This is a genomic window from Exiguobacterium sp. s64, from assembly GCF_018618035.1.
Taxonomy (GTDB): domain Bacteria; phylum Bacillota; class Bacilli; order Exiguobacteriales; family Exiguobacteriaceae; genus Exiguobacterium; species Exiguobacterium mexicanum_A.
The window spans coordinates 169,841-189,770 of record NZ_JACSLH010000005.1 but is presented as its reverse complement, the minus strand read 5'-3'; the positions used below and the strand labels follow the sequence as shown (position 1 = coordinate 189,770).

Below are 19,930 nucleotides of genomic sequence, written 5' to 3'. Positions count from 1 at the left end.
CATCACTCGACTTGAAGTAAGGAAGATGCGTTCATATTCCCTCCATCGATTGACGGATTCCACTATCATTTACCAACTTTTCAACTACATGTTAAACATAACCAAGCAGACGTCAGAACTCAATCCACTTATTGCGAAGTTCATATTACAGTTTGATTACAGACCAGAAGAAAACAAGGCAGAGGTCAATCGGGTTGACGGGACGTCGTCCAACTCTTACAATTCATTAATACAATTAAGTGTATCGGTTAACTGTGGATTAAATAGGGAGGAAACGAATGACGACAATTACTTATCCGGTCATCCCGGGAGCGGGCGCGTTTTATTATGAAGGAAATGAAATAGGAATCTTATTGTGTCACGGCTTTAACGGGACGCCTCAAAGTGTGCGTGATGTCGGGATCGCCTTGATGGAGAAAGGATTCACCGTCTATGCGCCTCGGCTCAAAGGACATGGGACGGACCCGGAAGAGTTCCGGCACTCGACGCGCCGTTGCTGGTACGAGTCGATGGAAGCCGGCATCCGTCTCTTGCGCGAGCGATGTCGACACGTCATCGTCGTCGGGCAGTCGATGGGTGGAACGCTGGCGATGAAGGCGGCCTTGTCCGGTCATGCCGATGCGATCGTCACCATCAATGCGGCGCTGTCGGTCCCGGGCTATGCCTGTCACGCCACAGATGATGTCTGTCGCTTCATCGATGAAGATGAACCGGACATCTGTGCACCGGGCGTGTATGAGATCGTCTATGACAAAGTCCCGACGTCAGCCATCCGTGAACTGCTCGCGCTCATCGAGGAGGTGCGCCCGATGGTAGCTGAGGTGGCCGTCCCAACGTGCGTCATCCATTCCGCCATCGACAATGTGGTCCCTCCAGAAGATTCGGTATGGCTCTACGAACAAGTACAAGCACCGAAACAACGGGAAGTGCTCGAACGCTCGTACCATGTGGCCACGATGGATTATGATCGCGAGCGGTTGGCCGACGTCATCGGTGCGTTCTGTGAACAAGTCGCGACCATCTCTAAAATGTAGTCCTCGGACTGCATTTTTTTATATGTGATTATTTGCAAACGCTTGCACAAGTGCTATTCTAGGATTAGATTCATCCTGAAACAGGTATTGCTGTTCAAGTATATAAAATATAAATGATGAGATGTAGGAGGCAAGCGGCGTATGGAGTCGATGGTCAGTAGACAACAAGAGAAGCAGAAAACGGTCACCCGCACGTGGTGGAAAGAAGCGATCGCATATCAGATTTACCCGCGTAGCTTTAAAGATTCGAACGGAGATGGAATCGGCGATCTCCGCGGTATCATTGACAAGCTGGATTACTTAGAAGACCTGGGGATCGATGTGATTTGGATTTGTCCGATGTATAAGTCTCCGAACGATGATAACGGATATGATATCTCGGACTATGAAGACATTATGGAAGAGTTCGGAACGATGGAAGACTTTGATGCGTTGCTCAAAGCAGTCCACGCCCGTGGAATGAAATTACTGTTAGACCTTGTCGTCAACCATACCTCTGACGAGCATCCATGGTTCGTCGAATCAAAAAGTTCGAGACACGACCCGAAGCGGGACTGGTACATCTGGCGTGACGGAACGGATGAGGCACCTCCGAACAACTGGGCGAGTATCTTTGGGGGCTCGGCTTGGGAATACGATGAAACGACCGAGCAATATTATTTGCACGTCTTCTCTAAAAAACAGCCAGACTTGAACTGGGAAAATGAAGAAGTGCGTGGCGCCGTCTATGACATGATCAACTGGTGGCTCGACAAAGGAATCGACGGATTCCGAGTCGACGCGATCAGTCACATCAAGAAGATGCCAACTGAGACGATGTTGCCGTCTCCAGACGGGAAACCGTACGTCACGGCGTTCTCCATGTATTCGAACATCGGGGGTATCCACGACTATCTGCAAGAGATGAAACAAGCGACATTCGCCAAGTACGACATCATGACGGTCGGTGAGACGAACGGAATTGAGCCACAAGCGGCCGATTTGTGGATGGGACCGGAAAACGGGGCGATGAACATGGCGTTCCATTTCGACCACGTCGACATCATGCGCAAGTCACGCCTGGCTCCGCTCGATGTCGTCAAGCTGAAGCGGATTTTTGACAAGTGGCAACAAGGCCTGCTCGAGACGGGATGGAACGCTCTCTATATCGAGAACCACGACATGGTGCGCGCCGTCTCGCTCGTCGGGGATGAGAACCATTACTGGCACGAAAGCGCGACCGCCCTTGGCATGATGTACTTCTTCATGCACGGGACGCCGTTCATCTATCAAGGTCAGGAAATCGGCATGAAAAACGTACCGCTCCCTTCGATTCATGACTATGACGATGTGGCGACAAAAAATGAATATTTCGAACGGATTGCCAACGGTATGAGCGAAATCGATTCGATGCAACACGTATGGGGCACGTCGCGCGACAACGTCCGCACCCCGATTCAATGGGACGCGTCACCGAACGCGGGCTTTTCGACGACGAAGCCGTGGATGCCGATCCACGAAGAATATGAGACGCTTAACGTCGACGCCCAATCGAAGGATGCCCACTCGATTCTATCGTTCTACAAGGCGATGATTCGTCTTCGTCGGGCCGAAGAGACGTTCACGTACGGCAGTTACCGTGATTTGCTGCCGGACCATCTGCAAGTGTTCGCCTATGAACGGAAGTTTGAAGAACAGACATTTTATGTCGTCGTCAACTTGACGGCAAACCCTGCCGAGGCGACGCTTCCTGGTCTCGACAAAGCGACGCTCGTCTTGACGAATGAGATGGACCCTGAGACGATTGAGACGGAAACGTTTATGATGCGGCCGTTCGAAGCAAGGTTGTATCGTTTATAATTGAGAAGGCACCTTCACGTCGAAGGTGTCTTTTTTAGGAGGTGGGATCATGCATCACTTCGAGATTAGAAACGAGGAGACGACATTCCGGTTCGTCATCGCGGAAGCGTCACGAACCACGTTGCGGCTCGTTCACGACCAGGAGCCAGAAACGGTTCGGACAAGTGATTACGTCCAGTTCGCGAATGATTTGACTCGCGTCTATCACGAGTTGAACGGTGCAGCCAGGCTTCAAAATGCAGACGGGCGAGACATTTTGACAATCTCATTTGAACGCGGCCGGGTCGAGGTCGAGACGGCGTGGGGGCAAACGAAGCGTCGATTGAGGACCGATCAAAGTTACTTGACGAGAACGGTCAGTCAAATCGGCATCGTGGAATAGATTGTGACAAACGCGGGAAAAGAGCATATGATAGAGGTTGACTATACGGAAAGGGGTGTCGGGTATGGATGGCACGAAACGCGCGGACATTCGCCCAGGGCTCCACGTCCAGATTGTCCTAAAACAAGATCAGCGGAGTGGGAAGTTGACGTCAGGCGTCGTCAAAGACATTTTGACGAACTCGCCGCGTCACCCGCACGGCATTAAAGTACGCTTAAGCGATGGACAGGTCGGTCGGGTGAAAGTGATCGAAGCTGGAGGTGAATGATATGAGTGAAAAGAAATTAAGTTTTCAAGAGGCGATGAAGCAAAAGCTCGCCGAGAAGAAACAAAACGATACGAAAGTGCCGACAGGACTTCGTGGGACGAAGCAGAAACCGTTGACGAACCAGTTGACGAAGAAGCCGAACAACCAGAAGAAACGGACGGGCATCTAAAAAGCAGCCGCTCAGTGAGCGACTGCCTTTTTTGTTTGTCCACGTTTGTTCAGTCATGTGACGTACCGATGAAATAGCCATTGTTGAAGTGGTCGAGCAGTTGTTGATAATACTTCATCTGTTCGATGTTCTTGCTTGCGAGCGCCGCGTCCGCACCGGCAAGCAACTCACCGACGGTCAACCCGACTTCACTATTGTCTATGGCGTAGACGAGTTCGAGGTCGAGCACATCAGCACCGTTTAACAAGACGTTAATATTTGCCGCCGTCAGTTGCATAATCAATCGTTTCTCTTCGGTCATTCCTTTTTTCGCAGGATCCATGAGCAGGGCTAGTGCTTCACGGTCGTCAATCACGCTATAGGTTTGGCCGTCGATCGTAATGAGCGTTCCATAGGAGAACGTCACTTTGTCGAAGTTGAATGTGTTTTTCCAGAAGCCAATCGTGTACACGTCATAGTCGTCCATTGGTGGCGGTGGTGGCGTACATTCTTCCACCGTCAACGTGACGTAGCGGACCCAAGGGGTACCTGATCCCGGATCACCAGGATAAGCCGTCTCGCTAGAGCCGTTCACGACCGTATCCAAGTGAAGGAAGACGTTAAATTGGAATCCGTCCGATTTGAGTGTCGACTCTAACACGCCTAAATAGCCCGCGAGGTCCGCATACGGAATTAGCAAGTGGGTCGGATCGACGTTTGAGTACGCTTTAAAGTCGTATCCTCCTGGGTTTCCTCGTTCCAATGAGCCGCTCAATAGACGGAAATCAATCTTGATATTCTCCGGTACATCTTGCAAGACGACTCCGTCATTCAAATCGATGACAATCTTCAGCCCATCGGTCACGAACTCAAAATCAACGGTACCAATCGGGATGTTTTGTCCCGCATAGATTGTCGTGTCCGATGTCGTCGACACACACCATTGTTGACTACTGTCTTCCGCAACGACTCCTTTCATTGGCAAGAGCGACAGCACGAACATGAGCACGAACAAGAGTGACCACCATTTTTGATGCTTCTTCATCTCGTTCCCTTCTTTCCTCCTGATGACTGAACGTGGTGTTATAGAAGGTGCGCACCTATAGTTATTTATTACCCGGTAAGTTTTGGTTCACTCAAGAATCAGGGAAATAATTCAAAGGGAACGAGAATAGTTTCATAACCTTCATAATAAAACCTATTCATAAAGCGAATGGTTTGAAACAAGTTGAATGTACACATCAAAAATTAGTAGGGAAATAAAGATTTATTATTTCTTAGGTTTAACTTTGTAAGCGCTTTAAATAAAGCTATCACTCACTTTTTGTTATATAACATATGAAGTTTGTGTGAACTGACCTATAAAAAAATTATTGATAATTGTCAGAATCTTTGTATAATTCAGAACTAAGACATCATAAAATATTTCAACTTTAGATTCACACAACAGGGAGGAACTTATTCATGGAAGCTGTACAAAACTTGCTGCAAGGAAGCGTAGACTTTTTAAACAACATTTTATGGTCGTACGTGCTCATCGTCGGATTGATCGGGGCCGGGATTTACTTTACGGTCAAAACAAGGTTTATGCAGTTCCGTTACTTAAAAGAGATGTTCCGGGTCGTCACCGAAAAATCAGATGTCACAGACAGTAAGAGCATCAGCTCGGCGAAGTCGTTCTTCATTGGAGCGGCAACACGGATCGGTACAGGGAACTTGGCCGGTGTCACAGTTGCAATCACGCTCGGTGGACCAGGGGCGGTCTTCTGGATGTGGGTTGTCGCTCTCGTCGGTGGAGCGACCGCGATGATCGAGAGTACACTCGCGCAAGTGTATAAAGTAAAAGACGATGTCGCATACCGCGGCGGTCCTGCTTACTACATCGAAAAAGGTTTGAACAATCGTGTCCTCGGTATTGTGTTTGCGGTTTTGATTGCCTTCACATTCGGTCTCATTTTCAACTCAGTCCAATCGAACACAATCGCGGCAGCGTTCGATAACGCCTTCGGTCTTGAAGCCGCTGTTGGTGGAATTGCACTCGTCGTCTTGACTGGACTCGTCATCTTTGGGGGCGTCCAACGTGTCGCCAACGTCTCAGCAATCGTCGTACCAATCATGGCTGTTCTTTACTTGGTGATCGCGCTTTACGTGGTCGTTGTGAACATCGCAGAAATACCAGCTGTGCTCGGTATGATCTTCAAGAGCGCATTCGGTATCGAGCAAGCGTTCGGTGGATCGGTCGGTGCAGCCATCATGATGGGTGTCCGTCGTGGTCTCTTCTCGAACGAAGCAGGTATGGGTTCGGCACCAAACGCCGCAGCGACGGCAGAAGTGTCACACCCAGCCAAACAAGGTTTCATGCAAACACTCGGTGTCTTCTTAGACACATTGATCGTCTGTACAGCAACAGCAGCCATCGTCCTTCTCTCTGACAGCTATGCGGCAGGGAATGGCGAAGGAATCGCACTCCTTCAAAACGCATTGTCTGAACAAATCGGTTCATGGGCTCCGGCCTTCATCGCTGTCAGTGTCTTCTTGTTCGCTTTCAGCTCGATCGTCGGTAGTTACTACTACGGTGAGACGAACATCGAGTTCATCAAGAAGAGTAAAGGTGCCGTCTTCGGCTTCCGCCTTCTCACGATGGGCTTCGTCTTCCTTGGATCGGTCGCAAGCCTCGGGTTCGTTTGGAGCCTTGCCGACTTGTTCATGGCCGGGATGACGTTAATCAACTTGGTAGCCATCACGCTTCTCGGCGGCGTTGCCTTCAAAGTCCTTCGTGACTACGAAGAACAGCGTGCCCAAGGTCTCAACCCGCGCTTCTCGGCCCGCAAACTCGGCATCGAGAACACGGAATGCTGGGATGTCGAAGAAGAAGAAGTCGCACAAGGAGCGGTCCAAGCGGCTGCTGCCGACTCATCTAAAGCTTAATTTCATTCAATCAAGCAATAACAGGGGCCCTGCGCATCGGGGCCCCTGTCTTTTTATGCGTTTTGACGGATCGATTCAATATTTTTCTCGGCAGGTTTCGCGTTCAAATGGACGTACGTCCCGGCGACGAACAAAGCGCCTCCGACGATGTTGCCAAGCGTGGCAAACACGAGATTGTTCAACGCCAGCCCAAGATTGATCGCCTCAGATGGGGCGTAATAGAGCGCGAGCCCGAAGATGCCCATATTGGCAATCGAGTGCTCGAAACCGGCGGCGAAAAAGACGACGACCGGGAGCATCGTGAGCATAATCTTCGCAACGTCATTTTTCGTCTTCAACGGCATAAAGATAGCGATACAGACGAGGATGTTGCACAAAATCCCTTTCAAGAAAATCGCGAGTACGTCTCCGCCCATTTTTTTCGCGGCGACGACCGATAACAGGTGGTCGGCACTGACGTCGCCCATGCTATGGGCACCGATGACGAGCCCGACGAGGATGAGCGCACCGACCAAGTTACCGAGCCAGCTGATGCCCCATACGGCCGTTAAATCGCGCCAGTCGACACGTCCGCGTTTCGCGCCCGTATACAAATACATCGTATTGCTCGTGAACAGCTCTCCGCCCGTCCAAACAATGAAGACGAGGGCAACCGAGAAACTCATCCCCGCGAACAGCATCGTTCCTGGCACATCGATGAACATGTTTCCGACGGAGAAGGCAAAGACGACCCCAATTCCAATCAGAAAACCGGCGACGATGGAGCGGAGTGCGTAGTGACCGAACGCGTGACGCAACAACGTCGCTTTTTTATAGGCGGCTTCTTCCATATACTCGACAGCTTGTTTTTCCATTTGAACACGGCCTCCTTTAGACAACTTAAGTCTAGGAGGTCTACAAAAAGTTTGCAATTGTTTTCACAAACTTTTTTGAAAGCCGTTTCAACTGTTCACATCGTTGCCACGAGTTCGACTTTCATCCGGTCCGGATCTTCAAAGTAAAGCGCGGTGTAGGACGGTCCTCCGGCGTGCGGGAACCGATCGGCGTAGAGCTCGGTGAATCCGTGCTGTGTCAGTTCTTCACGGAAACTTACGAGTTGCTCAATCGACTCGGCGTGGAAGGCGAGATGGTTCAACCCGGTCTTCTTGCGATGGTACGGCGGCTCGAGATAATCGGCCTCGGTTTGGACGAAGACGAGATACGTATCGCCGAAACGATAACTCCTTCCTTCTTCCCATTGTTGGTAGACGGTATAGCCGAGCTCAGTGAGGAGCCAGTCCCACGCCATGAGGCTCTTGTTCAAATCAGAAACGTACAGTTCGACATGATGTAACATCGGTCTCATCCTTCCGTCGGACGTTTCAAATTTGTCCGTTTAGTATAATGGTTATTATATAACGAATGCAGGGGGAACCATATGGACAACACGGGGCTTGTCTCGAACATATTGATTGCGGGGAAGACCGGGGTCGGCAAGAGCGCTTTTTTAAATTATATTTACGGGCGTGATGTGGCCGAGTCACGTGCCGGCAGCCCAGTGACGGCGGAAGGGCTGCATGAATATGAATACTATGACCTTGAGCGAGGCATCTTGTTCCGTTTCTTCGATACATGGGGACTTGAGGCGGACCGATCCGACGAATGGCATGAAGCGGTATTGTCCATCGTCAATCAACGGGAAGGTGCACTCGATATCGCCGATTGGTTCCATACGATCTATTACTTACTGTCCATCAACTCGGGACGCGTCGAGGCGTACGAGTTAGAAGCCATTTTAAAACCGCTCTATGCGAAACGAAGCAACGTCACGATCATCTTGACGAACTATAACCCGGACAGTGCGATGAACGTCGAGAAGGCGGAGGCGATGGAAGCAGTCCTCATGCGTGAGCTCGGAATTTCACGGGATGCGATGATTCGCGTCAACAGTGTCGAAAAGAAGTTGCTCGGTGGACAAGTCGTGCCGCATATCGGATATGAGGCAGTGTGGCAACGTAATCGGACCAACCTCTGGAAAGACGTCGAACGAAAACTGCCACACAACTTGACGCGTCATTTATTGACCGAGTTAGAGGCGTGGCGCGCCCGAAGCTATCGTTCGGCTGAAACAATCCGCATGATCACCCCGCAAGTGATGATCAGCTGGAAAGCCCGCCAAATCGAAAAAGACTTGGAACAAACACTCGAAGCGGCCGCCGAGACCACAGAGGCCGCGATGGCCCAAGGTGTTCGTCACTACATTCAACTGATGGAGCGTTATCCGCTCGTCGGTGCCCCGTCTGACCTTGTGTTCAAAACACGCCGGGTCGAGCTCGGGTTTGACTATTCATTCAATCGCACCGTTCGGAAGATGGTGCTCGGGATGATCCCGGGCGTCCACTTCATCTATTGGGCGTTCAAACGGAGGACGGCGGAGCGAGGTATCAAAAAAGCTGTCGATCAGCAATACGAGTTGGTCAAACAGACGATTGAGCTGGATGTGCGCCGTGGTTTCGAGGAAGAGATGCGACGGCTTGGCCGAACGCTCAATCAATGAGGAGGAACTGACATGGAGAAAAAAGTCCCATTCAATTTGGATACGTATGACTTAAAAGAAGAACTCGACCGGTTGCGCGGAAAAGTGAAAAAACCGAACATCTTGATCGCGGGAGCGACCGGGTCGGGCAAGAGTTCCGTCGTCAACCACGTCTTCGGTCGTGACTTGACGAAAGTCGCCGCCGGCGAGCCGGTGACGCGCGGGATCCATCAGTTCATGAGCGACGACATCGCCATCGTGCTTTATGACAGTGAAGGGTATGAGATTGGGAGTGCCCGGCAACAAGCATATGCTGATGAAGTCATCGGTTTCGTCGAACGGGCCCAGACGAAAGGGGCGGCCGAACAAATTCATCTTGTCTGGTATGCCATCAACGCCTCGATGAAACGGGTCACGCCGCTTGATCGGGCGCTCATCAAACAATTGAACGAAGCGACGTCGGTCGCGGTCTTGTTGACGCAAATCGATCAAGTCGACCTAGATGAACTGACGGCGCTCCGAAACGAGTTAGTGGACGTTGTCCCGGAACAGGCCGTGTTCCAAGTCAGTGTCGCTGAAGAGCTGTTGAATGACCAAGAACTTCGGAACCATCTCGATTGGGAGCGTCTCGTCACCTGGTCTGTCGAACAACTCGACCAATCGCTCCAAGAAGGACTGCTCATGGAGATTCACGCAGAGAGCGAGGCGATGCTCAAGCTGAAACGGAAGAAAGCGAACCGGATCATCTCGGGTTATGTCGCCAGTGCCGGGACGGCGGCGGCGGTCCCGCTCCCATTCGCCGATGCGATCGCGCTCACGCCGATTCAAGTGACGATGAGTGTTCACTTGTTCCGTTATTGGGGTGTGAAAGCGAATGACGATATGTTGAAGACGCTGATTGGGAGCACCATCATCCCTCAAATCGGTCGGGCGCTCTCGAAGACGATTTTATTGAACGTCATGAAGTTCTTCCCAGGGGCAAACGCCGCCGCGAGTGTCATCAATGCGACTGTCGCGTCAGGCATCACCTGGGCGATCGGGCTCGCCATCAACGAAGTGGCGTACCGGAACGCGATGGACTCATCGAAAACAATCGAGCAACTGCTCAACAGCGACTTCGGCTCGCTATTCGAGCAATTCATGGAGCAAAATCCAGTAACGAAAAAGAAACCTTGATTCGACACGTTTGATAAACTGGTCGAGACAAGACATAGGGGGAGACGGAATGAAGAAACGCATTTACATTACGAGACGGTTACCGGAAGAAGCAGTGGCGCCACTGCGAGACAAGTACGAGGTCCGCATGTGGGAAGAAGAAGCGAAGAGCGTCCCGCGCGACGTCTTGTTGAAAGAAGCGGCGTCAGCGCATGCGCTCTGGACGATGCTCAGTGATACAATCGACCGGGAAGTGATTGAACAGGCCTCGCAACTCGAAGTCATCTCGAACTTGGCGGTTGGCTATAACAATATCGATATTGGAGCGGCCAAGGAACGCGGCATCGTCGTGACGAACACGCCGGACGTGTTGACAGAGACGACGGCCGATCTCGCGTTCGGATTGATGATGATGACGGCACGTCGGCTCGGGGAAGCAGAACGCGATTTACGAGACGGCGAATGGAAATCGTGGACGCCGATGGGTTACGTCGGGATGGACTTGTACCGGGCCAAACTCGGGATCATCGGCATGGGTCGAATCGGGGAAGCAGTCGCACGTCGGGCCCGCGGCTTCGACATGGATGTGTTGTACCATAATCGGACGCGTCGCCATGAATCGGAATCGATGTATGGCTTTGTCTATGCGGAACTCGACGAGTTGCTCGAACAGTCCGACTTCGTCGTCCTCCTCGCGCCGCTCACCGAAGAGACACGTGGGATGTTAGGCGCAGAGCAGTTCGCGAAAATGAAAGAGACAGCGGTCTTCATCAACGTCGCTCGTGGCGAGATTATCGATGAGACGGCGCTCTATGAAGCACTGAAGGAACGGCGGATTTGGGCGGCGGGACTTGATGTGTTCGCTAAAGAACCGGTGGCGATGGACCATCCACTCTTGACGCTCCCGAACGTGACGACGTTGCCGCATATCGGCAGCGCCTCCATCAAGACAAGGCTTGCCATGATGGCGCTCAATCGGGAAGCCATCGTGAACGTGCTCGAAGGAGAAGAGCCGAAAAACCGATTAACGTAAAACAAGGACCTGACCGGGTTGTGGTCAGGTCCTTGTTGCATCTTGGTTAGAAACGGCGGATATTGTCTGGATCTTCGTAATCGTTTCGGAGGGCCCGGTCATCGAGTCCACGCAACTTGTTCTCACGGTCAGTCAACTCGGATTTTTTATCCAATATGTCCTGCTCGGGGTCGACGGCCCGGTTTGGATTGTCGGCCGTCGATTCGTTGAAGGGTTTCGAATCGATTTCTACACCATCAGACGTATGGCGATCGTCCCGGTTCGCGTCACGATGTTTCGGGTCATTATATGGCTCCGAATCAATCTCCACACCATCGGAAGTGTGATGATCTGAGCGGGTCGAACGGGTCGTGTCAGATTTCGGATCATTATACGGCGTCGAATCGATTTCAAGCCCATCGGCCGTATGGTGGCCTTGGTGACTCGTATCGTGTCTCGAGTCGGTATAAGGTGACGAATCGATCGTCAGCCCTTCATTATGACGACGCTCGAAGTCTTCATCCACATAGATTAAAATCTTTCCAGCCTCGACATCGCTGTAGTGGCGCTTCACCTCGTCCTCGCTCAAGCCCATATTGCGAAGTCCGGCATGGACATCCTCATGTCCGCTCAAGAAAGCCCGTACCTTATCAAACCAGCCGGCGTGGTGTGCTGCTTCGGTATGGACGTCCGTTTGACGACGCAAAATCGAGACGTTATCTTCATGTTTGGCGACGACATAGATGTCTGAGTCTTTATAGCCCTTCGCACGCAACTCCTCGACTTTTCCGAGTGCCGCGTCCTGTGTGTCATACATGCTGATAAACCGTTTCTCACTCATCTTCGTTTCCTCCTTATAATCGCCGGTGGTCTTCTAGACCGGAATGTCCGCGGACGATCGGGTCCTCTTTCGTACCGCGAGGTTCTTCGTCGTGATCATTGAACGGCTTCGCGTCGAAGGCGATGCCATCTGCTTCTTCCCCTTTATCATGGTCGAGTTCACTATCTTTCTTATACATATTCGGATAGCGTTCGTATGAGTGTTTGTCGATGTAAAGCAATAATTTGCCGGCATCGATCGACGTATAATACTCTTCAGCCTCCGCATCACTGAGTCCCATGTTCCGCAATTCATCACGAATGCGGTCACTGCCGTGAAGGAACGCTTTTACACGGTCCAACCAGTTGACATCGCGAATCCCCGATTCGGCGTTCACCTCGGTGTGGTAGCGCAAAGCAGAAATTTCCCCGTCCCGCTTGGCTACGACGTGCATGTTTTTCTCGGCTTCCCCAGCTTGCTTGAGTTCATTCACCTTATCCATGACTTCTTGCTCGTTATGGAATAATCCAATAATTTTGCGATCCGACATGTTGTGCCTCCTTCATAATCGTTTATTTTATAAATCGACGTCACGCTATTAGTAATTTCCGTTATAGCAAAGGTTCAAACAAAAAACGCCATCTCCTAGAGAGAATGGCGTGATCAATAATAAATCATTAACGTCTCATTGCCGAGGTGGCACCGCGTGTTCTTCCAGACGAACTCGATCAATGTCCACATGGCCATGAATCCGCTGATCGCAAGCAGGATGAGCGCATACACAGGTGTCAATTGAATCAAGAACGACCATCCGAGTGCGAACAAGATGGGTTGGGTCAATAACACGAAACCGACGTACAGGGCTATGATGAGCAATGCGAAGACAATCCGTCGTCCTAGTGTTTGGAAGTGGTGACGGAAACGGGTCAATAGGCCAAAGATGGCACCGGTCAATAGAACAGGGAGGACGAAGCCGAAATAATCGAGCGGGTAAGGCGTAGCGGGTGCCGTAAACAAGCGCAGACTGAACACATCATCCATTACAAGCAATAAGTTGGCGTAGGCGAATGCCAAAATCATACCGAGTAGCCAACCGAATTGATTCCAGACGCGACGAGATGACTTGATTGCCTCAATTTTCGTATAGGCTAAAAAGGAGACATCACGCATCTCGACATCCTGGAGCTTGACTTGAACTTCGTTGAGCCGCTCAATCGCCCAATCGAATTCCCGATTCGCCTGCGCTTTCTCATGAGGTTTCAATTCATCCGTCGCCTCAATCATCATATGGTAGCGACGTTGGTATTCTTCGTTTGTCGCCGGTTGTTCAATTAAAAATCGAGCATAGTCGTGCGCGTTTTGTTTCGTGAGTCCTTCGAGAGGCTGACCGTTCTTTTCCGCCTGTTGAATATAGCCGGCTAAACTGTCGAGCAAGCGATCGGCTTGCTGCTTGTCATCTAATAAGTCGTTTAAATGCGTACGGACTTGATCGTAAAACTGTTGAACGACCGGGTCGTTCGATACGTGTAGTTTCAGAAAAATTCCTCTCTTCTCATAGTTAGATTATTTCGGGGGTGGGTCGTTATGCGACAGCGTCAATGATTCGAAATCACCTTGTTCGATGCTGCGGATGAGAATCTCACTGCCGCCCATATTCGTCGCCAACGGGATGGAATACACGTCGCAGAGACGCATCAAGGCGCTCACATCGGGTTCGTGTGGCTGGGCCGTCAACGGGTCGCGGAAGAAAATAATCATGTCCATCTCGCCGCGGGCGACGGCGGCGCCGATTTCTTGGTCCCCGCCCAGCGGACCGGATTGAAAACAATGGACCGGCAAACCGGTCGCTTCGGCGACGCGCTTCCCGGTTGTGCCGGTCGCGAACAATTGATGCTTTTGCAAGACGTGGGCATAAGCTTTTACAAGCACGATCAAATCATCTTTTTTCTTATCGTGGGCAATCAGGGCGATGTTCATCTTGATTCCTCCTCAAAAGACTTCTTCTTTTAATTCGTATCACATTTACTTGAGAAAGACACGACTTCTTTCTTACTAGAATCACTTTCTAAAAAACGTTTTGACTTGAATCATGTATAGAGGAATAAGAACTGGCAAGGTTTAGGCAACTGCAAATGTTGGTATTTATACAAAGAGTCAAATAAATGAAATCATTTCAAAAAGAGATTGGAGGAAGATGTTAAATGAACAATACTACTTATAATTTCAACACGTTCATGTCATGGCTGCCTGAGCTTTTGCTCGCATTGCTTATTCTTGTCGTCGGATTCATTTTGGCGAAAGTTCTAGAAAACGTGACGCGCAAAGCGCTTCGCAAAGCACGCCTTGACGACCGTGTAGGGGTAAAACAAGAAGGTGAACCCGGAAAGCCTGCAAGAGAGGAAAAGCGGTGGACGCCTGAACGCATCATCGCAAAAGTCGTCTTCTTCGGCGTACTGCTTCTCGCATTCTTAATTATCTTTGAATTCTTGAACGTACCAGCTGTCGCTCAACCGTTCAGTCAAATCTATGCCGGCTTCTCTGGCTTGATCACAGGCGTGATTAAAGCAGGTCTCATCCTGCTCGTCGCATGGATTATCGCCACGCTCTTGAAGAAAGGGATTCAAATGGCAGGTCATCGTCTCAACTTGAACAAGTTGATGGAGAAGACAGGCCAAGAGTCGACGAGCGTCAATCAGACGAAATGGGTCGACACGGTCGCCAATATCGTCTTTTACCTTGTCCTATTGTTAGCTCTTCCAGCGGTACTCGATGCGCTTGGGTTACGAGGCATCAGCGGTCCGTTTGAAGACTTGTTGAACAGTTTCCTTGCCTTCATTCCAAAACTTGTCGCTGCAGCCCTTATCTTCGCGATTGGTTATGTCGTTGCGAAAATCGTCCGCGATATTTTGACGAAGTTCTTGGAAGCGGCAGGTCTTAACCGCTTCGCCGAGAAACTTCACTTGGCTGATTACGTGAAAGGGTCAAGTCTCGCGAAAGTGGTCGGTACGATCGTCTTCATCTTGATTATGATCCCGGTCACGATTTCAGCGCTTGAAGCGCTCGATATTCGCGGAATCTCGGATCCAGCCATCTCGATGCTCAACGACGTCTTGGCAATGATTCCAAATATCATCGTGGCCATCGTCTTGATTCTCGCAGGTGTCTTCCTTGCTAAATGGTTGAAAGGCGTCGTTGTGTCTCTCCTTGAGAACTTAGGCGTCAACTCACTCGCTAGTAAGATGGGTCTCGGTGGTCGCTCGTCGTCATCGACATCAATCGCACAAGTGATCGGAACAATCGTTCAAATCATCATCATCTTGTTGTTCGTATCGGAAGCACTTCAAGTCGCGAACCTCGACTTTATGGCTTCACTCGCAACAGCAATCTTTGCTTACTTGCCAATGGTTATCGCAGCCATCGTCATCTTGGCGGTCGGTTTCTGGCTCGCGAACATGGCAGAGCGTCTCGTCGGCAGTGTGCTCGTAGATGGAGCTGGTCAACCGAGCGTCTTGCGCTACGTCGCGAAGTACGCGATTCTTGGAATCGCCTTCTTCATGGCGATCAGCCAACTCGGCATCGCACCGATAATCGTCAATACGGCATTCTTGCTCATCCTCGGTGCGGTTGCTCTCGCCTTCGGCCTTGCCTTCGGTCTTGGCGGACGTGAGACAGCGGCTCGATACTTGAAGAAAGCTGAGAAACGAATCGATGAGACAGAAGTATCGAAAGAAGGTCTCGAGCAAGAGAAAGCCCAAATGAACCAAGAAGCCGAAGCTGCGAAGCGACAGGCGAAACAAGGTATGGAGCAGTCGAAACGTGAAGCGAATCAAACGAAACAAGAGTTGAAGCGTGAAACGAATCGGCCCCAAGCCCCACAATCTGACGTGACGAACGTAGACGGTCCAGAACCGAATCCGTTCCATGACAACATCACACCAGATCAAGATAACCGTTCACTTGATGACAACGAAGGTCCACTTCGTCCATAACAGTGAATGACGGGTCCCTATATTGGGGCCCGTTTTGTTTTGCTGTAAAATAGTGTCACTTTTGTCGATATAATAAGAAACAGGTCGGTAAGAAGGCAGGAGTGACATACATATGTTCAAACAGTTTCAACGTACGCTCATTATGAACTACATATGGGGTTCAGGCATCGCCGTGTTCGGTGTCGGGGGGCTGTTCATCTTTCAGACGCTCGATTTATCCAAGACGGAGATGCTCATCCTCTTGGCTATCATGGGGCTGTCCGGGATGATGATGATTGGGCTTGAACTGTTCCTTTATCGACGTCACATCCGGCCGATCCGTCGTGTGTTTCAAACAGAGACACCAACGTATGAGGAGCTTCAACAGGCGTTCGATCAAACGAGTCACTTTCCTACGTTGACGGTGAAACGGATTCTCGGTCCGCATTTGTTCGGCTTGTCCGTGCCGGCGATGAGTATGACGGCACTCGCCATCGAACAAGGGTGGATTGACTTGCCGTATCGGTTGATTGGCTTGGCGGCGTTCGGTGCTATTTTAATCGCCATCTTGCATGCGTTGATTGAATTCTTTTTGACCTATCGCTCGGTTGAACCGTTGTTGCTTCAGTTGCAGGAGATGAGCGGAAACTTGTATGGGCGGCCGCTCCAAGCGACGTATCGCTCCATTAGCGTCCGGACGAAACTATTGATCAGCATGCTCGTCATCGGTGTGTTCCCGGTCGCATTGTTCATCCTCGCGTCAGGGGTGCAACTGTCGACTGTCAATCAGGTCGATGCATACTGGCAGTGGGCGGCTGTGATTTTAGTCGTTATCATCGGGGTCGCGACGTTTAGCAGCTTTTTGCTGTATGACAACATCAAACGTCCAATCAGTGCATTAACCGAAGGGGTCGCCGCATTAGATGCCGGACGATTGAATCAGATTGATAACCCTTACTCGGATGAGTTCGCCCAACTCGTCACGGGCTTTAATCAGATGGTCACGAACGTCACGTATCGAGATGCGGAAAACGAGCAACTGTTGAACAGTCTGTTCGTCTTGTTCGCTGCAACACTCGATGCCCGGGATTCGTATACGGCCGGGCATTCCGAGCGAGTCGCCGCCTATTCTGTCGAGTTGGCACAGGCGCTCCAGTTGCCGGCCGGACAAATCGAGCTGCTCCGCAAATCGGCGCTACTCCATGATATCGGGAAGATTGGTATCCGTGACGATGTGTTGTTGAAGGAAGGGAAGCTGACGGATCGTGAGTTCGCGCAAATTCAAGAACACCCGACCATCGGAATTCATATTTTGAATCAAATTTCCCTACCGGCTGCGTTACAACCGATATTGGCAGGTGTCCGGTCCCATCATGAACGGATTGATGGGCGCGGATATCCGGATCGGTTGGTCGGAGAGGAGATTCCGCTCTTCGGTCGTATCATGGCAATCGCCGACGCATATGACGCTATGACCTCTGACCGTCCATATCGGGACGGGATGCCAGTCGAGAAGGCTCTATCGATTTTAGAGAGCGGTCGCGGTACACAGTGGGATCCGGCGTTCGTCGATGTATTCATTAGATTACGACGTCAGGCCATCTCTGCTTAAACAAACAGGTCCGCCCCACAATTGGGCGGACCTGTTTGTTAAAGGAACGTTTCAATGAGATACACCCCGACGATGCCGCCGATGACGACGAGCATCAAGTTGACCCGAAGGAATGCGAGCGTTGCGGCGACCACCCCACCCGCTAAAGCTGACGTAAGACTGGTCGTTGCCTGCAGGATGCCCGGGAAAATGAGACTGGCGAGCACCGCATAAGGCGTGAAGAGTAAAAACCGCTTCAAGAGCGGAGGTAATTTCAAGTCCCGGAGCCAAAGCAGCGGCACGAGTCGCGGGATATATGTGACGAGCGCCATGGCAAGGACGAGCAACAAGAGGCTGATCATGTTTCTTCCTCCTTATACAGCAAGGCTCCGGCTCCAGCGGCGACAATCGTGGCCAAGATGATGCTCAAGCCGGACGACAGCGGGATGAATGGAGAGACGCCGAAGTAGAGAATGGCTTGAGTCAAGACGGCGATTGCAGCCACGACGATGACCGGTTTGCGGGTAAGGGATGGGACGAGTAGGCCGATGAACATGGCGTACAAGGCGATGCCCATACTCGCTTGGACCGAGGCGGGCAAGCCGAAGGCGAGAAAGACGCCAATCCATGTTCCGACGTTCCAAGCCAAGAAGGCGATTAGGTTTAGCCCGAGCACAAAGTGACCGCGCGTCGACTCGTCACGCGTCGAGGCGACACTGAACGTCTCATCGGTCACGCCGAACGCGATGGCAGCCAGAAATCGATTCGAGGTCGTCTCGAGACGCTGGGACAACGACGCCGACATAAGGAAGTGCCGCAAGTTCAGGATGAACGTCGTCAAGATAATCTCCCAATACATCGAACCGGCCATGATCAGTTGGACGCCAATAAATTGACTGGCGCCGGCGAAAATGAATAAAGACATGGCGAGCGTGATGACGTTTGGCATATCGAATGATTTCGCAAGCAGCCCGAAAGCGATGGCAATCGGGATATAGCCGACAGCGACCGGTATACCGGCCCGCATGCCGGAACGGAAGGCGTCCTTATTCGGGATCGGTGTCATTTGCGAGACCGGAGTTGCCATGAGAACCCCTCCATTTCAGAGATGATTAGTTGTGGATTCGAGATTGGGTCACGCTTTCCTGCTCGAACCCGAAAAAAATAGGGTATATATAGGCGATAAGGAGTGTGAATATATGAGTCGTGCTGAAGAATTTATCGCATCGTATCACCGGATCGAGGATCATTTGAGTCGCGAGATGGGGGACGGCCAGCATTTCAGTTTCAGCAACATGGTCAATCGTCTCGCCAAACATAATCCCATTATCGAACGCTATAAAGAAGATTTACATCAGATGAGTCAGTTGCGCAACGCCATCGTCCACGAGCGGCGTGAGCCGGATTTCATTATCGCCGAACCGCATGAATCGATTGTCAAGTTGATTCTTGAAGTCGAACGGGAGTTGCTTCACCCGCGTCAAGTCATCCCGCTGTTCCGTAAAATCGTGACGACGTTCAACGCCGATGACTCGCTGGTCGCCGTGCTCGGTGAGATTCGAGACAAGAATTATTCGCAGTTCCCCGTCTATAACCAAGACGGGTCGTGGCGAGGGTTGTTGACGAAAAAAGGAGTGACCAGTTGGCTCGCCGAAACGGTCGACGGGCCACATGTGTCACTCGAAGGCGTTCAAGTCAAGGACGTACTCCATCACGACCCGCACCTGCGACGGTACCGGTTTATCGCGCAAGAGACGTCGGTCATCGAGGCGCACCATCATTTTATCAGTATGAAGGACGGCGTCCGTCTCGATGCCTTATTGATTACCGAGACAGGACAAGAAGATGAACCTTTGCTCGGGATCATCCGGCCGCAAGATATTTTATACGTCATCGGTTGAGGCGCCGTGCTCGATGGCGACCTCATATTGGGTGACCGTGTTTCCAAGGACGATGGGCTTCACTTCAGAAGTACCGTCGTCCCGTTTTTTATGGGCATGTTTATACGCTCCGCTATCACGCCAATTTTCGAAGCTCGCCGCATCGCGCCAAGTCGTCATGATGACGACTTGATCTTTCGTCTCGTCCGACGTATCGGTCAACACTTGCATCCGAACGAACCCATCCATCGACTCGATGCCTTTCGTCGTTTGGAAACGAGCGATGACCGCCTCAACTTTCCCTTTTTCAACGTCTAGTTTGTTCATGACAATCCACATGCACATGTCCTCCTCTGCGATATCGTACGCGTTCATTATACATGGAACACG

General features: G+C 51.1%; 22 protein-coding genes. 12 read left to right on the top strand and 10 right to left on the bottom strand.

The genetic code is table 11. The features are described from left to right. Positions 1-278: 278 nt before the first annotated feature. From KNP64_RS09745 to KNP64_RS09725, 5 genes are all read left to right on the top strand, one after another. On the top strand, positions 279-1,034 hold the full coding sequence (locus KNP64_RS09745) for an alpha/beta hydrolase (protein WP_138860163.1): 756 nt from the start codon (positions 279-281) through the stop codon (positions 1,032-1,034). A gap of 141 nt (positions 1,035-1,175) precedes the next feature. Continuing rightward, a complete protein-coding gene (locus KNP64_RS09740) occupies positions 1,176-2,873 on the top strand; it encodes a glycoside hydrolase family 13 protein (RefSeq protein ID WP_371815318.1) in 1,698 nt (565 codons plus the stop codon). Positions 2,874-2,922: 49 nt separating this feature from the next. Next, positions 2,923-3,255 carry a hypothetical protein gene (locus tag KNP64_RS09735; protein WP_034780474.1) on the top strand — a complete coding sequence of 111 codons (333 nt, stop codon included), beginning with the start codon at positions 2,923-2,925 and terminating at the stop codon, positions 3,253-3,255. Between the two features lie 64 nt (positions 3,256-3,319). Beyond that, the gene (locus KNP64_RS09730; RefSeq protein WP_021067949.1) at positions 3,320-3,523 is read left to right on the top strand and encodes a YwbE family protein; all 204 of its coding nucleotides are present in this window, start codon (positions 3,320-3,322) and stop codon (positions 3,521-3,523) included. A gap of 1 nt (position 3,524) precedes the next feature. Beyond that, positions 3,525-3,692, top strand: coding sequence for a hypothetical protein (locus KNP64_RS09725; RefSeq protein ID WP_200881508.1), 168 nt, complete (start codon positions 3,525-3,527; stop codon positions 3,690-3,692). A gap of 49 nt (positions 3,693-3,741) precedes the next feature. Here the strand turns inward: KNP64_RS09725 and KNP64_RS09720 are convergent, their stop codons facing one another. Further along, a complete protein-coding gene (locus tag KNP64_RS09720; protein WP_214792889.1) occupies positions 3,742-4,716 on the bottom strand; it encodes a hypothetical protein in 975 nt (324 codons plus the stop codon). 419 nt (positions 4,717-5,135) lie between these two features. Between KNP64_RS09720 and KNP64_RS09715 the strand changes: the two genes are divergently transcribed. Next, positions 5,136-6,599 carry an alanine/glycine:cation symporter family protein gene (locus KNP64_RS09715; RefSeq protein ID WP_214754390.1) on the top strand — a complete coding sequence of 488 codons (1,464 nt, stop codon included), beginning with the start codon at positions 5,136-5,138 and terminating at the stop codon, positions 6,597-6,599. A 53-nt stretch (positions 6,600-6,652) separates the two neighbouring features. Here KNP64_RS09715 and KNP64_RS09710 read toward each other — a convergent pair whose 3' ends face one another. Continuing rightward, entirely contained in the window at positions 6,653-7,453 is an 801-nt protein-coding gene (locus tag KNP64_RS09710; RefSeq protein WP_034780479.1) for a formate/nitrite transporter family protein, read from the bottom strand. 95 nt (positions 7,454-7,548) lie between these two features. Continuing rightward, the gene (locus tag KNP64_RS09705) at positions 7,549-7,935 is read right to left on the bottom strand and encodes a VOC family protein (protein ID WP_034780480.1); all 387 of its coding nucleotides are present in this window, start codon (positions 7,933-7,935) and stop codon (positions 7,549-7,551) included. 81 nt (positions 7,936-8,016) lie between these two features. Between KNP64_RS09705 and KNP64_RS09700 the strand changes: the two genes are divergently transcribed. The 3 genes from KNP64_RS09700 to KNP64_RS09690 are packed head-to-tail and all read left to right on the top strand — an operon-like array spanning position 8,017 to position 11,302. Continuing rightward, on the top strand, positions 8,017-9,135 hold the full coding sequence (locus KNP64_RS09700) for a GTPase (RefSeq protein WP_138860160.1): 1,119 nt from the start codon (positions 8,017-8,019) through the stop codon (positions 9,133-9,135). Positions 9,136-9,147: 12 nt separating this feature from the next. Then, positions 9,148-10,290 carry a YcjF family protein gene (locus KNP64_RS09695; RefSeq protein ID WP_034780484.1) on the top strand — a complete coding sequence of 381 codons (1,143 nt, stop codon included), beginning with the start codon at positions 9,148-9,150 and terminating at the stop codon, positions 10,288-10,290. A 49-nt stretch (positions 10,291-10,339) separates the two neighbouring features. Further along, positions 10,340-11,302 carry a 2-hydroxyacid dehydrogenase gene (locus KNP64_RS09690; RefSeq protein ID WP_214792892.1) on the top strand — a complete coding sequence of 321 codons (963 nt, stop codon included), beginning with the start codon at positions 10,340-10,342 and terminating at the stop codon, positions 11,300-11,302. 46 nt (positions 11,303-11,348) lie between these two features. On the opposite strand, the gene KNP64_RS09685 is transcribed toward KNP64_RS09690, so the two are convergent. The 4 genes from KNP64_RS09685 to mgsA all read right to left on the bottom strand — a co-directional run bounded on the left by KNP64_RS09685 (position 11,349) and on the right by mgsA (position 14,078). Continuing rightward, entirely contained in the window at positions 11,349-12,122 is a 774-nt protein-coding gene (locus KNP64_RS09685; RefSeq protein WP_131471951.1) for a YflT domain-containing protein, read from the bottom strand. A gap of 13 nt (positions 12,123-12,135) precedes the next feature. Next, entirely contained in the window at positions 12,136-12,651 is a 516-nt protein-coding gene (locus tag KNP64_RS09680) for a YflT domain-containing protein (RefSeq protein WP_138860157.1), read from the bottom strand. Positions 12,652-12,764: 113 nt separating this feature from the next. Continuing rightward, positions 12,765-13,535 (bottom strand): hypothetical protein, encoded by a 771-nt coding sequence (locus KNP64_RS09675; protein ID WP_240731273.1) that lies wholly within the window; start codon positions 13,533-13,535, stop codon positions 12,765-12,767. Between the two features lie 129 nt (positions 13,536-13,664). Beyond that, positions 13,665-14,078 carry a methylglyoxal synthase gene (gene mgsA, locus KNP64_RS09670; RefSeq protein WP_138860155.1) on the bottom strand — a complete coding sequence of 138 codons (414 nt, stop codon included), beginning with the start codon at positions 14,076-14,078 and terminating at the stop codon, positions 13,665-13,667. Positions 14,079-14,302: 224 nt separating this feature from the next. Between mgsA and KNP64_RS09665 the strand changes: the two genes are divergently transcribed. Next, positions 14,303-16,090, top strand: a complete 1,788-nt coding sequence (locus tag KNP64_RS09665; protein WP_214792895.1) for a mechanosensitive ion channel — start codon at positions 14,303-14,305, stop codon at positions 16,088-16,090. Between the two features lie 112 nt (positions 16,091-16,202). Next, a complete protein-coding gene (locus KNP64_RS09660) occupies positions 16,203-17,681 on the top strand; it encodes an HD domain-containing phosphohydrolase (RefSeq protein ID WP_214792898.1) in 1,479 nt (492 codons plus the stop codon). Positions 17,682-17,719: 38 nt separating this feature from the next. On the opposite strand, the gene KNP64_RS09655 is transcribed toward KNP64_RS09660, so the two are convergent. Continuing rightward, positions 17,720-18,022: an AzlD domain-containing protein gene (locus KNP64_RS09655; protein WP_138860152.1), complete on the bottom strand. Its 303-nt coding sequence runs from the start codon at positions 18,020-18,022 to the stop codon at positions 17,720-17,722. Beyond that, on the bottom strand, positions 18,019-18,747 hold the full coding sequence (locus KNP64_RS09650) for an AzlC family ABC transporter permease (protein ID WP_214792901.1): 729 nt from the start codon (positions 18,745-18,747) through the stop codon (positions 18,019-18,021). The genes KNP64_RS09655 and KNP64_RS09650 overlap by 4 nt, the downstream gene beginning before the upstream one ends. A 112-nt stretch (positions 18,748-18,859) precedes the next feature. On the opposite strand from KNP64_RS09650, the gene KNP64_RS09645 reads away from it, so the two are divergent. Beyond that, the gene (locus tag KNP64_RS09645; RefSeq protein WP_214764114.1) at positions 18,860-19,561 is read left to right on the top strand and encodes a CBS domain-containing protein; all 702 of its coding nucleotides are present in this window, start codon (positions 18,860-18,862) and stop codon (positions 19,559-19,561) included. On the opposite strand, the gene KNP64_RS09640 is transcribed toward KNP64_RS09645, so the two are convergent. After that, a complete protein-coding gene (locus tag KNP64_RS09640) occupies positions 19,544-19,879 on the bottom strand; it encodes an antibiotic biosynthesis monooxygenase (protein WP_138860150.1) in 336 nt (111 codons plus the stop codon). The two genes, KNP64_RS09645 and KNP64_RS09640, sit on opposite strands and share 18 nt — an antisense overlap. Between the last annotated feature and the right edge of the window lie 51 nt (positions 19,880-19,930).

Excerpts from the sequence above, each read along its gene's own strand:
- KNP64_RS09640 (WP_138860150.1), bottom strand. The coding sequence starts at position 19,879 with ATGTGGATTGTCATGAACAAACTAGACGTTGAAAAAGGGAAAGTTGAG.
- KNP64_RS09685 (WP_131471951.1), bottom strand. The coding sequence starts at position 12,122 with ATGAGTGAGAAACGGTTTATCAGCATGTATGACACACAGGACGCGGCA.
- KNP64_RS09730 (WP_021067949.1), top strand. The coding sequence starts at position 3,320 with ATGGATGGCACGAAACGCGCGGACATTCGCCCAGGGCTCCACGTCCAG.
- KNP64_RS09705 (WP_034780480.1), bottom strand. The coding sequence starts at position 7,935 with ATGTTACATCATGTCGAACTGTACGTTTCTGATTTGAACAAGAGCCTC.
- KNP64_RS09665 (WP_214792895.1), top strand. The coding sequence starts at position 14,303 with ATGAACAATACTACTTATAATTTCAACACGTTCATGTCATGGCTGCCT.
- KNP64_RS09740 (WP_371815318.1), top strand. The coding sequence starts at position 1,176 with ATGGAGTCGATGGTCAGTAGACAACAAGAGAAGCAGAAAACGGTCACC.
- KNP64_RS09700 (WP_138860160.1), top strand. The coding sequence starts at position 8,017 with ATGGACAACACGGGGCTTGTCTCGAACATATTGATTGCGGGGAAGACC.
- KNP64_RS09710 (WP_034780479.1), bottom strand. The coding sequence starts at position 7,453 with ATGGAAAAACAAGCTGTCGAGTATATGGAAGAAGCCGCCTATAAAAAA.
- KNP64_RS09745 (WP_138860163.1), top strand. The coding sequence starts at position 279 with ATGACGACAATTACTTATCCGGTCATCCCGGGAGCGGGCGCGTTTTAT.
- KNP64_RS09725 (WP_200881508.1), top strand. The coding sequence starts at position 3,525 with ATGAGTGAAAAGAAATTAAGTTTTCAAGAGGCGATGAAGCAAAAGCTC.
- KNP64_RS09695 (WP_034780484.1), top strand. The coding sequence starts at position 9,148 with ATGGAGAAAAAAGTCCCATTCAATTTGGATACGTATGACTTAAAAGAA.
- KNP64_RS09715 (WP_214754390.1), top strand. The coding sequence starts at position 5,136 with ATGGAAGCTGTACAAAACTTGCTGCAAGGAAGCGTAGACTTTTTAAAC.
- KNP64_RS09660 (WP_214792898.1), top strand. The coding sequence starts at position 16,203 with ATGTTCAAACAGTTTCAACGTACGCTCATTATGAACTACATATGGGGT.
- KNP64_RS09655 (WP_138860152.1), bottom strand. The coding sequence starts at position 18,022 with ATGATCAGCCTCTTGTTGCTCGTCCTTGCCATGGCGCTCGTCACATAT.
- KNP64_RS09735 (WP_034780474.1), top strand. The coding sequence starts at position 2,923 with ATGCATCACTTCGAGATTAGAAACGAGGAGACGACATTCCGGTTCGTC.
- KNP64_RS09650 (WP_214792901.1), bottom strand. The coding sequence starts at position 18,747 with ATGGCAACTCCGGTCTCGCAAATGACACCGATCCCGAATAAGGACGCC.
- KNP64_RS09645 (WP_214764114.1), top strand. The coding sequence starts at position 18,860 with ATGAGTCGTGCTGAAGAATTTATCGCATCGTATCACCGGATCGAGGAT.
- KNP64_RS09690 (WP_214792892.1), top strand. The coding sequence starts at position 10,340 with ATGAAGAAACGCATTTACATTACGAGACGGTTACCGGAAGAAGCAGTG.
- mgsA (WP_138860155.1), bottom strand. The coding sequence starts at position 14,078 with ATGAACATCGCCCTGATTGCCCACGATAAGAAAAAAGATGATTTGATC.
- KNP64_RS09680 (WP_138860157.1), bottom strand. The coding sequence starts at position 12,651 with ATGTCGGATCGCAAAATTATTGGATTATTCCATAACGAGCAAGAAGTC.
- KNP64_RS09720 (WP_214792889.1), bottom strand. The coding sequence starts at position 4,716 with ATGAAGAAGCATCAAAAATGGTGGTCACTCTTGTTCGTGCTCATGTTC.